Genomic DNA, 12,400 nt, shown 5'->3' with positions numbered 1-12,400 from the left:
CCCCAGCGGGCCAGGCCATGCGCAAGCCTAAACCGCTCCGCGGTGCAGCACTGGGCGGCGGTGCTACCAGCTGCTGGTGCGCAACACGATCTCGGCGGCCAACTGCGCGGTGGACTCCTGCGCGTTGCGCCGCCCGAGCAGGTCCACCATCCGGTAGTCGGCGTAGACGAAACGCTGGCTGTCGCGGGCGATTGCCCGGGCGGCCGGGGAGCTGACCAAAACGGTGGTGGCGACCTCCACCGGCGGGCACTCTTCATCGCGCACGACGCCCTCGAGATCGGCCACCCGCGGATGCCCGCGGTCGATGGCCACCAGACCGACGAACCGGCCCAACCTGGTTGCCGCGAGCTTCCACGCCAGCTCGGCGCCGGCACGGTCGCCAACCACCACCGCCCACCCGATGCCCAGGGAGTCGAGGATGCCGATCACCGACTTGCCGGTCAGCCGCGGGTCGGGGCCGATGACGACGGTCCGCAGCGACGCGGTATGCAGGCGTTCACACACCGCGTCGTAAGCGGCGGGCGCGCGCTGCTCAGCGCCGAGAATGACGACGACGACGCCCTTGTCAGGACCCGCAACGGCCACGGGAATCGGAATACCGTCGAGCGTGGTCATCATCGAGGGCACTGTCGCACGTTAACAGCTAATCGGCCTGCATACGGGTCGTTTTCGCCGGTACCCACAACCCACTGTCAACCGCGGCGGCGCGCACGCACAACCGACTTACCAGCTCGCAACCCAGATTTATTGCGGCAGCAACGTTTTGGCTCTGCTTCCTTTGAGCTCACACTGATCGAAAACCGCTGACAATGCACGGGCGCGGTGGCGGTCCCCCGTCGATCAGCCCGACCACCGTCTCCACGTCGAGATGAGACGCCAACAGATCGGCCATCAACACCAACTGCGCGTCGCGGCGCTGCGCGACATCGACATCATCGGCCACGACGAACCCGCTGCGCCCGGCCGCCTCGGCCACCCCAACGAGCCACTGGCGACGAAAATCGTCGTTGTCCAGCAGGCCGTGCCAGTGGGTGCCGAAAACCGCGCCGCGCACCAAACCCTGCGGCTCATCTGGCGCAGAGCCGACATCGAACCAGCTGGCCTCGTCCCACCGGGTGAGCCGCCCATGATGGATCTCGTATCCGCTCAGGGGAGGCGGCCAGCGGCGCAGGACCTTGTCCGCAGCGAAGGCGATGTCGGCATCCAACAGCCCCAGCCCCGCGACTTCCCCGGCCCCGGATTCGATCCCGTCCACGATGCGCCGGCACAACATCTGAAAGCCCCCGCAGATGCCCAGTACCGGCTTGCCCGCGCTGCAGTGGGCTGCGATCGGGCCGCTCAGGCCGCGATCGTGCAGCCAGGACAGGTCGGCAACGGTGGCCTTGGTACCGGGAAGAACTATCAGATCGACCTCGGCCAATTCGCCCGGGTCGGTGACCCACCGCACCAGCACGCCCGGCTCGCAGGCCAGCGCCTCGATGTCGGTGGAGTTGGAAATCCGGGGCAGCCGCACCGCGGCCACCCGCAGCCACTCGTCGCCCCGCGGGGGTGCCGGCGCGCCGACGACACCATGCGCCAGCACCGACAGCGCATCCTCGGCGTCGATCCACAGGTCGTGGGCATACGGCAGCACCCCGTAGGTGGGGCGCCCGGTCAAGTCGAACAATTGGTCCAGCCCCGGCTCGAGCAGCGCCGGATCGCCGCGGAACTTGTTGATGATGAAGCCCGCGATCAGCGCCTGGTCGTCGGGCTCGAGCACCGCGACCGTCCCGAACAGATGCGCCAGAACACCGCCGCGGTCGATGTCGCCGACCACGACCACCGGCAGGTTCGCGGCCCTGGCCAGTCCCATGTTGACCAAATCGTTCGCGCGCAAATTTATTTCGGCCGGGGAGCCGGCGCCCTCACAGATCACCGCATCGAATTCGTCACGCAGAGAAGAGAATTCGTCCATGACGATGCCGACCAGCCGGTCGCGGTGCTGCATGTAGCCCGCGGCGGTCACCGAGTCTGCGACCTGCCCGCGAATCACCAGCTGCGACGTCCGGTCACTGCCCGGTTTGAGCAGGATCGGGTTGAACCGCACGCTGGGTTCCAGTCCCGCCGCCCGGGCCTGCATAGCCTGTGCCCGGCCGATCTCACCACCCTCGACGGTGACGACGGAATTGTTGGACATGTTCTGCGCCTTGAACGGTGCGACCCGAACCCCGTTGCGCGCGAGCAACCGGCACAGACCCGCCACCACAACGGATTTCCCGGCGTCGGAGCTGGTGCCCGCAACCAGCAGAGCCCCGCTCACCTCGTGAGGGCGAGCGCACTCACGGCAAGGTGAGAATCTCGACGCCGGTGTCGGTGACCAGCAGGGTGTGCTCGAACTGCGCGGTCCACCTGCGGTCCCTGGTGACCACTGTCCAGCCGTCATCCCAGATTTCGTAGTCCAGCGCGCCCAGGTTGATCATCGGCTCGATGGTGAATGTCATGCCCGGCTGCATGATTGTCGTCACGCTGGGCTGGTCGTAGTGCAAAACCACCAGCCCGTTGTGAAACGTGGTGCCGATGCCGTGACCGGTGAAGTCGCGAACCACGTTGTACCCGAACCGATTTGCATACGACTCGATCACGCGGCCGACGACCGACAACGCGCGCCCGGGCTTGACGGCGTTGATCGCGCGCATCGTCGCCTCGCGGGTCCGCTCGACGAGCAACCGGTGCTCTTCTGACACGTCGCCGGCCAAGAAGGTGGCATTGGTGTCGCCGTGCACCCCGTCGATGTAGGCGGTGACGTCGATGTTGACGATGTCACCGTCGGCGATCACCGTCGAGTCGGGGATTCCGTGGCAGATGACCTCGTTGAGCGACGTGCAGCACGACTTCGGAAATCCCTTGTAGCCAAGCGTCGACGGGTAGGCGCCGTGGTCGACCATGTACTCGTGCGCGATCCGGTCCAGTTCGTCGGTCGTCACGCCCGGCGCGACCGCCTTGCCCGCCTCGGCCAGCGCACCGCCCGCGATACGGCCGGCGACGCGCATCTTCTCGATCACCTCGGGTGTCTGCACCCACGGCTCGGTGCCCTCCCGCGCGGTCGCCTTGCCGACGTATTCCGGGCGCGGGATGCGGTTGGGCACCGGCAGCGTCGGGGACAACACTCCGGGTGAAAGCGCGGTGCGAGCGGGCATGTCGCCAGCTTACGGTCTGACGGCCCGACGCCGCCCGCCCCGCGGCGTCTTGTCACATCCGCCACATCGGCCCCAGCCGGGAAGGATTGTCCGTTTTGCCCGCCTCGCAGCGACTGTGCGCGACGACACCGGGGCGATCGTGGAACCGTTGGCGGTTTGTCGCTGCGAGGTGGGCAAATTGCTTACCTGCCGGCGCGGTGACTCATGTGACCACTGAGACCATCGCAACCGAGCTGGCCGAGGGCAATCAGGCCCGGCCGGGCCGGCGCAGAAACGAGCGCCGCGGCCCCCGGATGACTATCGAGCCGCACACCACCCGGCCGGTCAACACCACATGCGGGCTTCCCTCCGCCGGGGCGTCCTTGCGGCGGTCGCTGGCGCTGCCGACATAAACTTCGACGTCGTCGATGGAGGCGCTGGCACGGTCGGGCAAGCGGATGTCGACCGAGCCGAACCGCAGGTCGAGTTCGATGACCACCACCGGCCCGGCAAATCGGGCCTTGGTCAGGTCGAGCTCGATCGAGCCGAGCCGGCGCACCAGCGCCAACCGGGTGGGGACCATCCATTCGCCGTGGCGCTTCAGTGAGCCTGCCCAACCGCGCAGTTCGACGCGGTCGGCCGCGGACGTGACAATCGCGCCCGGCCCAGGCAGGTCGCTGACGAGCCCGTCCAGCTCGTTTCGGGTCCGCGCGTAGGACACCCGCGACGAGCGCTGCTCGAATTCGTTGATATCGATCAGCCCGAGCGCGACCGCGTTGTGCAGTCGCCGCATCGTGCCGTTGCGGTCGGCATCCGACACCCGCAGTGACATCGGAGCCAGCATGTCCCCACCGGTCTCCGTCATGATGTTTCGCCCACCTTCGCAACTTACGCTGTCCACGGGCGGAGGAGCACCCTAAGTCAGGTAGCCCGGCGGCAACGACTCGAACATCACCTTGGTCATCCGGACCGCGTATTCCGAGCTGCCGCCCCCGACGATCAGCGACGCGAACGCAAGGTCGCCACGGTACCCGGCGAACCACGAGTGCGATCCACCCGGGAATTCGGCTTCACCCGTCTTGCCGAACACCTCACCGCAGCCGGCGATCTCCTTGGCCGTCCCGTTGGTCACCACCAGGCGCATCATCGGTCGCAGCGCGTCGACCATCTTCGGGGTGATCGGCGTGCTGTCGCCCTCGACCGTCGTCGCCCGGCCGGCGATCAGCTGCGGCACCGGGGTCTTGCCGGCGTCGACCGTGGCCGCCACCAGCGCCATGCCGAACGGGGTGACCAGCACCCTGCCCTGGCCGAAGCCGTCTTCGGTGCGCTCAGCCAGGTCCACGGTCGGCGGCACCGACCCCGTCAGGGTTGTGATGCCGTCCACTTGATAGTCGAGCCCGAGCCCGTACCGGGTGGCCGCCTGCGTCAGACCGCGGGGCGGCATCCTGCTGCCCAGCTCGGCGAACGTGGTGTTGCACGAACTGGCGAACGCGCGTGACATCGGCACCACGCCGAGATCGAAGCCGCCGTAGTTGGGGATGGTGCGGTGCCCGATGTCGATGTGGCCCGGGCAACCCAGCATCGTGTTGGGCGTGGCCATATCGCGATCGACGGCGGCGCCGGCCGTGATCATCTTGAACGTCGACCCGGGCGGGAACAGGCCGGTGGTGGCGACCAGACCCTGACTGTCCGCCCCCGCGTTCTGTGCGATCGCCAGGATCTCCCCCGTCGACGGCTTGATCACGACCATCATCGCTTTGCCGCCGCGGGTGCCCACCGCGTGCTGCGCGGCATTCTGCACCACCCGGTCCAACGTGATCGAGACCGACGGCGCCGGAGACCCCTCGACCTCGTGCAGCACCGCGACGTCGACACCGTTCTGGTTGACGCTGACGATCCGCCAGCCCGCCTGACCGTCGAGCTGGTTGATCACGGCCTTTTTCACCTCGGCGACGACCGCCGGCGCGAAATGCGGATCGGTCGGCAGGATGTCGGCCAGGGGTGTGATCACGACGCCGGGCAGCCTGCCGATCGCCGGAGCGACCTTGTCGTTGTCGTCGGGGTGCAAGGTGACACCCAAATCCAGCGGCTCGGTTGCCGAGCTGGCCTTTTCCGCCAGCAGCTGCGGGTCGTTGAGCGTGTCGTTAAAGGGATGCAGGGCGTCGACCACCGCGTGCGCCGTCTCGATCAGGGCGGGCCCGGCCTGCGTCGCGTCCAGGGTGTAGTGATACAGGTACCCCGGCGCCAGGACATCGCTGCCGCCCAGTTCGTTCACCGAGGCGCGCCGCGGCGGATCGGCCCGCAGCGCGAACGTCTGATGCTCACCCAGCCTGGGATGCAGCCCGGTGGCGGCCCACCGGACCTGCCAGTGCCCCTCGTCGCGCGCCATCTTCAACTGGCCGTCGTAGCTCCAGGTCCGGTTCTTGGGCAGGTGCCAGGTGAAGCGGTAGTTGACGGTGCCGGTGTCCTCGGCGTATTTCGAGCTGAGCACCTGCGCGTCCAGGTGGGTGGCCTGGAGCCCGGCCCAGGCCGCGTTGAGCGCTTCCCGGGCTTCGTTGGGGTTGTCGCTGACCTGGGCGGCCGTCCCGGTGTCGCCGACGGCCAGCGCGCGAAAGAACTTCTCCGCCGCGGGGCCGGGCCCCTCGGGCCGCGGGGTGCATCCCGATACCGCGACCACCGCGACGAGCAGGCCTGCGACCACTGGGACCACTGATATCAGAGTTATTCTTGTTGCCATCGGTACTGATGTTAGGAACGAGGACTCGGACAGGGGCGCAGACACACCGAGACCCAACTGTGATCTGAAGTCGGCGCTCACCCGCCCACAAAGTCATCTGAACTGCAGTCCGCGCTTGCGCTCCCACCGGCAGGCCACGAGAGTGCCGGCCGCCCAGACGATTACGGCGATGCCGAGATGCACGAAACTTTTTGTGTCGCGCCCGAACACCGGTCCGATCGCCGCTGGGACCCACGTCCACAACATTTTGTGCTCCACCCCGCCCATCGGGTCGGCGACGTAGTACAGCGCGTAAGGGAGCGTCAGGGCGAGGATCCAGATGCCGGTGCGGCGCCAGTTGCGCCGATCGTGCCAGCGTTGCATCAGCGGTCGCGAGCCGACCGGCAGCAGCACCGAGATCATGTTGCTCACGCCCAGCCAGGACACGATGGGCACCGCGACGTTGGGGATCGTGTCACCCAACCCCGCCGGCGTCTGCTTCCACAGCGTCAACGCCATCGCCACCAACAAGGTGGGCAGCCCGACGATCACGAGCAGGGTCAGGTTTTTCAGCAGTAAGACCCGCCAAAACGGCGCGCCCTCCGACAACCCCTTGGCGACGCGGTGGTGATCGGCGCCCAGCACGTTGGTGGTGGTGACATCGGCGAGCACGAACGAGGCGAAGTAGGCGCTGATCAGGATCACCCAGTCGAGCTGGTGGTGGTGGTAAAAGCCGGCGTGGTGGTAGTGGGACGGGGCCCGGTGCACGTGCGGAGCGGTCAGGCGTTGGGCCACTAACCACGCCACCGCGAGAACTAGGTTGGCCATGACGCCCGTGAGCCAGACGCGCGGCGGCGTGAACGCCCAGCGGATCTCGGCGCGCAATGCGGGCCACAGACCTTGGTGGAAGTCCGTCGCCGCCGCCTCGGCTGCGGCGCGCTGAGCAGGCGCCGCGCTCATCGCGGCGTGCAGCGCGTTGCGCACTGGTCGGCGCTTGGGCGTATTGAACTCGGACATGTGCTCCCCATCACAGTGAATGTCCGTGTGCACCCGGAGCGGAAGGCGTCGGCGGCCAGAATATACGACGCCCGCTGGCCTTCGAGCGGCGGCGAGCGCTAGTCCAGCAGCACGGTGGCGAAGGTGCCGACCTCGGTGAAGCCGATGCGGGCGTACGCGGCGCGGGCGACCGTGTTGAAGTTGTTCACATACAGGCTGGCGATGCGCCCGGTGCCGACGATCACGGCGGCCAACGTCGCGGTGCCGCGAGTGCCCAGCCCGAGGCCGCGCCGCTCGGGATGAACCCAGACCCCTTGGATCTGTCCGACCGTCGGAGATTGCGATCCCACCTCAGCCTTGAAGATGACCTCACCCTTCTCAAAGCGGGCCCACGCCCGTCCAGCCGCGATGAGACTGGCAACCCGCCGACGGTAGCCGCGACCGCCGTCGCCGAGCCGCGGGTCGACGCCCACTTCGCCAATGAACATGTCGACGGCGGCGACCAGGTAAGCGTCCAGTTCGTCCGGCTGAACCTGGCGCACGCCGGTGTCGATCTCGCACTTGGGGTACATCGTCAGCGCCATCAGGGGTTGGTTGTCGCGCACGTCGCGCGCCGGACCCCAGGCCGGCTCGAGCCGCTGCCACATGGGCAATACCAAGTCGGCCCTGCCGACCAGCGACGAACAGCGCCGCGAACCGCTCATCGCCTCGTCGGCGAATGCGTTCAGGTCGGCCGGTCCGCCGCGCAGCGGGATGAGGTTGGCACCCGCGAAGCACAGCGACTCCTCCACGCCGCGCCGCGTCCACAGCTCGCCGCCAATCGAATTGGGATCGACGCCGTGGTCGGTGACCCGGGCCGCGACCATGCACGACCCAACGGGGTCCTCGTCGAACACCCGCCAGGCGGCGGCGGCGTCGCGCACCACGGACACCCGCCGGTCGCCGATCAGGCGAAGGATGGGCGGAGCCGACATCTCAGTACTCTCCGTGGTGCGAACTGACGGCCTTCAAACGGCCCTCATCAGCTTACGGTCACAATTGGCGAACCGCTCGCTGTTCCCATCTCTGATGCGAGCCGCATGGCTTCCTCGATCAACGTCTCGACGATCTGCGCCTCGGGAACGGTCTTGATCACCTCGCCCTTGACGAAAATCTGGCCTTTACCGTTTCCCGACGCGACGCCCAGGTCGGCCTCACGGGCCTCCCCCGGACCATTGACGACGCACCCCATCACGGCCACTCGCAACGGCACGTCCAGGCCGTCCAGGCCGGCGGTGACCTCGTTGGCCAACTTATAGACGTCGACCTGGGCCCGGCCGCACGACGGGCAGGACACGATCTCGAGCCCGCGGGGCCGCAGGTTCAACGACTCAAGAATCTGGTTGCCGACCTTGACTTCCTCGACCGGCGGCGCCGACAGCGACACCCGAATGGTGTCGCCGATGCCCCGGGACAACAGCGCCCCGAAGGCGACCGCGGACTTGATGGTGCCCTGGAAGGCGGGACCGGCCTCGGTGACGCCGAGGTGCAGCGGGTAATCGCATTGGGCGGCCAGCTGCTCGTAGGCGGCGACCATCACCACCGGGTCGTTGTGCTTGACGCTGATCTTGATGTCGCCGAAGCCGTGCTCCTCGAACAGCGAGGCCTCCCACAGCGCCGATTCGACCAGCGCTTCGGGGGTGGCCTTGCCGTACTTCTCCATGAACCGCTTGTCCAGCGAGCCGGCGTTGACGCCGATGCGGATCGGGATGCCGGCCGCACCCGCGGCCTTGGCGACCTCGCCGACTCGGCCGTCGAATTCCTTGATGTTGCCGGGGTTTACCCGCACGGCGGCGCACCCGGCGTCGATGGCGGCGAAGATGTACTTCGGCTGGAAGTGGATGTCGGCGATCACCGGAATCCCGCTGTGCCGGGCGATCTCGGCCAGCGCGTCGGCGTCTTCCTGGCGCGGGCAGGCCACCCGGACGATGTCACAGCCGGTTGCGGTTAACTCTGCGATCTGCTGCAACGTCGCGTTGACGTCGTGAGTTTTGGTGGTGCACATCGACTGCACCGAGATCGGATAGTCGCTGCCGACCCCGACGTCGCGGACCATGAGCTGGCGGGTGGTGCGCCGCGGAGCGAGCGTCAGTGCCGGCGGTTGCGGCATACCCAGGCCGATACTCACTGGAACAACCTGATCGGGTTGACCAGATCGGCGGTCACGGTCAACAGCATGTACCCGACGACGAACACCAGCACCACGTACGTGGCGGGCATGAGTTTGAGGTAGTTCACCGGCGCGGCCGCGACTTTGCCGCGGGCCGACCGGACCATGTTGCGGAGCTTCTCGAACACCGCGACGGCGATGTGACCGCCATCGAACGGCAGCAACGGCAGCAGGTTGATGGCACCCAGGATCAGGTTCAACTGGGCCAGGAAGAACCAGAACGCCACCCACAGCCCTTGATCGACGGTGTCGCCCCCGATGATGCTGGCCCCGACGACGCTCATCGGCGTCTGCGGGTCGCGCTGACCACCACCGATAGCGTGCACCAGCGCACCGACCTTGGTCGGGATGGTGACCAGCGACTTGCCCACCTCGACGGTCAGATCGCCGGCGAAGGCGAATGTGGCGGGCACGGCCGAGAAGACGCCGTAGCGCGTGGGCACCAGACGCGGGGCTCCGACTCCGATGGCGCCGACGGTGGCCGCCTCGGGTTGACCGCCCTGTCCGTTGGCCCCATTAGTGAGGAAGCGCTGGGTGGACTGGACCGCAACGTAGGTGGTGATCGTGGTGCCGTCGCGCTGCACGACGACCGGCACCGTGCCCTGCATTTTGCGGACCGCGGCGGCCATGTCCTCGAAGCTGGACACTGGGGTGTCACCGACCTTGACGACGACGTCGCCCGGGCGGATCCCGGCCTGCGCCGCCGGGCCGGGACCGTCGCACTTGTCGAGCTTTCCTGCGGCGACTTCCTTTGCGACACAGCCGGTTTCGCCGACCACCGCATTTGTCGGCGGGTGCAGGTTCGGCAGTCCCCACGCCAGCGCGATGCCGTAGATCAGCACCAGGCAGATGACGAAGTTCATCCCCGGCCCGGCGAACAGCGTCGCGACCCGCTTCCAGGTGGCCTGCTTGTACATGGCGCGGTCCTGCTCGTCGGGGGCGAGTTCCTCGACCGGGGTCATGCCGGCGATGTCGCAGAATCCGCCGAGCGGAACGCCCTTGACGCCGTATTCGGTTTCACCGCGCCGGGTGGACCACAGCGTGGGCCCGAAGCCGACGAAGTAGCGGCGCACCTTCATGCCGGTGGCGCGCGCCACCCACATGTGGCCACACTCGTGCAGGGCCACCGAGATCAGGATGGCCAGTGCGAACAGCACAATGCCGAGAACGAACATCATCTCCGCTATTAGGACCTTTCTAAGACCTTTCCGGAAACCTCGCGTTGCGCTCGCGCGCGGGCCCAGCGCTGCGCTGCGAGTACGTCATCCACGGTAGCTGGTTCCACGGCCCATTGGTCGGCAGCGCGCAGTACCTCGGCGATGGTGCCGACGATCGCGGGGAAACCGATCCGTCCCTCAAGGAACGCCGCAGCCGCTTCTTCATTGGCGGCGTTGTAGACGGCGGTCATGCAGCCACCGACCTGGCCGGCGTGCCGGGCCAGCTCAACCGCGGGGAAGACGGCGGTGTCCAGCGGCTCGAACTCCCAGGTAGACGCGGTGTTGAAGTCGCAGGACGCCGCCGCGCCGGGCACCCGCCGGGGCCAGCCCAGCGCCAGGGAAATGGGCAGCTTCATGTCCGGGGGGCTGGCTTGAGCGATCGTCGAGCCGTCGACGAAGGTGACCATCGAATGAACAATCGACTGAGGGTGCACGACCACCTCGATGCGGTCGTAGTCGATGCCGAACAGCAGATGCGTTTCGATGACCTCGAGCCCCTTGTTGACCAGCGACGCCGAGTTCAGCGTGTTCATCGGGCCCATCGACCAGGTCGGGTGGGCGCCGGCCTGCTCGGGCGTGACGGCCTCGAGGTCGGCGGCGGCCCAGCCGCGAAACGGCCCGCCGGAGGCGGTCAGCACCAGCTTGGCGACTTCGTCGGGGCTACCACCGCGCAGGCACTGCGCCAGCGCGGAATGCTCGGAGTCGACGGGCACGATCTGGCCCGGCCGCGCGGCCCGCAACACCAGTGGTCCGCCCGCGACCAGCGATTCCTTGTTGGCCAGCGCGAGCCGGGCACCCGACTCCAGCGCGGCCAGCGTCGGTCGCAGGCCCAGCGCCCCGACCAGCGCGTTGAGGACGACGTCGGCTTCGGTCTCCTCGACGAGCCGGGTGACCGCGTCGGGACCGTGATAGGGGACCCCCCCGATTTCTTGGCCCACCTTCTCGGCCGCCCGCTCGTCGGCGACGGCGATGTTGGTCACCCCGGTCTCGGCGCGCTGGCGCCGCAGCGTGTCCACGTTGGCGCCCCCGGCGGCCAGCCCGACTACCTCGAAACGGTCTGGGTTGGCGGCGATGACCTCCAGCGCCTGGGTGCCGATTGAGCCGGTACTGCCCAGCACCAGCACGCGCAGACGGCCGTCGGCGTGCCGTTGGGTCGGCGAGTTGGTCACTTACTCATTGTGCCGCCCGGCGACGATGCGGGCCAAGCAGCGGGCGATGCAGCGGCCCGGAGCCGGAGTTGAAGCCACCACACATCCACGACGCGAACGGCGCCGAATAGCAATTGCGGCGCCCACAACCGGTGACGGCACTTCGCGATCGACGTGCTGCCTTCGGGTCCGGTTGTGGTCCGCAACCACAAAAGAGCAGGCACGAGCGACAAGGGAGTCGAATAAGTGAGTACGGGTCTGAAACGCAAGGTATCTGCCGCGGCCGGTGTCGGCGTGATCGCGGTGGTGCTGTTAGCGGGGTGCTCGAGCAAGGGTGGGGTCGCCAGTTCGACCACGTCTGGGCCCGCTGGCTCAACGACGTCGACGATCGCCTCCGGGGCCACAGCAACACCGACAACCGCGAGCCCGTCGGCCAACCTCATCGGCTCCGGTTGCGCGAGCTACGCCCAACAGGTGCCTAGCGGGCCGGGATCGGTGGCCGGGATGGCGCAGGACCCGGTTGCCGTCGCGGCGTCGAACAATCCGATGCTGACCACGCTGACCTCGGCGCTGTCGGGCAAGCTCAACCCCCAGGTGAACTTGGTCGACACGCTCAACAACGGCCAATTCACCGTGTTCGCTCCGACCGACGCGGCGTTCGCCAAACTCGACGCGGCAACGCTGGACAAGCTCAAGACCGACGGGCCGCTGTTGAAGAAGATCCTGACGTATCACGTGGTGAGCGGACAGCTGAGCCCGGCACAGGTAGGCGGTCAGCACGCCACGCTGCAAGGGGCCACGCTCAATGTCACCGGCGCCGGCAATGACCTCAAGGTCAACGATGCGGGCCTGGTCTGCGGCGGCGTGTCCACCGCAAACGCGCAGGTGTACATGATCGACACCGTCCTGATGCCGCCAAACCAGTAAGGCAGCGGCCAGCGAGAGAGGATTTTGGGGCG

The 12,400-nt window shown here is 67.7% G+C and carries 11 protein-coding genes; 1 reads left to right on the top strand and 10 read right to left on the bottom strand.

The genetic code is table 11. The annotated features are described in order from the left end of the window. Positions 1–63: 63 nt before the first annotated feature. The 10 genes from ACLP9N_RS01135 to dxr all read right to left on the bottom strand — a co-directional run bounded on the left by ACLP9N_RS01135 (position 64) and on the right by dxr (position 11,462). Entirely contained in the window at positions 64–618 is a 555-nt protein-coding gene (locus ACLP9N_RS01135) for an alpha/beta fold hydrolase (RefSeq protein WP_442405694.1), read from the bottom strand. A 166-nt stretch (positions 619–784) separates the two neighbouring features. Continuing rightward, positions 785–2,299: a cobyric acid synthase gene (locus ACLP9N_RS01130; protein ID WP_442405670.1), complete on the bottom strand. Its 1,515-nt coding sequence runs from the start codon at positions 2,297–2,299 to the stop codon at positions 785–787. A gap of 19 nt (positions 2,300–2,318) precedes the next feature. Then, positions 2,319–3,176 (bottom strand): type I methionyl aminopeptidase, encoded by an 858-nt coding sequence (gene map, locus ACLP9N_RS01125; RefSeq protein ID WP_442405669.1) that lies wholly within the window; start codon positions 3,174–3,176, stop codon positions 2,319–2,321. A gap of 247 nt (positions 3,177–3,423) precedes the next feature. Further along, a complete protein-coding gene (locus tag ACLP9N_RS01120; RefSeq protein WP_442405668.1) occupies positions 3,424–4,020 on the bottom strand; it encodes a DUF1707 SHOCT-like domain-containing protein in 597 nt (198 codons plus the stop codon). 51 nt (positions 4,021–4,071) lie between these two features. Continuing rightward, on the bottom strand, positions 4,072–5,892 hold the full coding sequence (locus ACLP9N_RS01115) for a penicillin-binding transpeptidase domain-containing protein (protein ID WP_442405667.1): 1,821 nt from the start codon (positions 5,890–5,892) through the stop codon (positions 4,072–4,074). Between the two features lie 93 nt (positions 5,893–5,985). Further along, entirely contained in the window at positions 5,986–6,888 is a 903-nt protein-coding gene (locus ACLP9N_RS01110; RefSeq protein WP_442405666.1) for a hypothetical protein, read from the bottom strand. A gap of 98 nt (positions 6,889–6,986) precedes the next feature. Beyond that, a complete protein-coding gene (locus tag ACLP9N_RS01105) occupies positions 6,987–7,841 on the bottom strand; it encodes a GNAT family N-acetyltransferase (protein WP_442405665.1) in 855 nt (284 codons plus the stop codon). 47 nt (positions 7,842–7,888) lie between these two features. Further along, entirely contained in the window at positions 7,889–9,034 is a 1,146-nt protein-coding gene (gene ispG / locus ACLP9N_RS01100; protein WP_442405664.1) for a flavodoxin-dependent (E)-4-hydroxy-3-methylbut-2-enyl-diphosphate synthase, read from the bottom strand. Then, the gene (locus ACLP9N_RS01095; protein WP_442405663.1) at positions 9,031–10,254 is read right to left on the bottom strand and encodes a M50 family metallopeptidase; all 1,224 of its coding nucleotides are present in this window, start codon (positions 10,252–10,254) and stop codon (positions 9,031–9,033) included. The genes ispG and ACLP9N_RS01095 overlap by 4 nt, the downstream gene beginning before the upstream one ends. Before the next feature lie 8 nt (positions 10,255–10,262). Then, complete coding sequence (gene dxr, locus ACLP9N_RS01090) at positions 10,263–11,462, bottom strand: 1-deoxy-D-xylulose-5-phosphate reductoisomerase (protein WP_442405662.1); 1,200 nt, start codon at positions 11,460–11,462, stop codon at positions 10,263–10,265. Positions 11,463–11,828: 366 nt separating this feature from the next. Here dxr and ACLP9N_RS01085 point away from each other — a divergent pair, with 366 nt between their 5' ends. Beyond that, entirely contained in the window at positions 11,829–12,368 is a 540-nt protein-coding gene (locus ACLP9N_RS01085; protein ID WP_442405693.1) for a fasciclin domain-containing protein, read from the top strand. Positions 12,369–12,400: the final 32 nt, after the last annotated feature.

Origin of the sequence: Mycobacterium sp. (assembly GCF_052144515.1) — a bacterium.
Classification (GTDB): Bacteria; Actinomycetota; Actinomycetes; order Mycobacteriales; family Mycobacteriaceae; genus Mycobacterium.
Note: the sequence above shows the minus strand (reverse complement) of the source record. Positions and strands in the feature narration are given on the sequence as shown.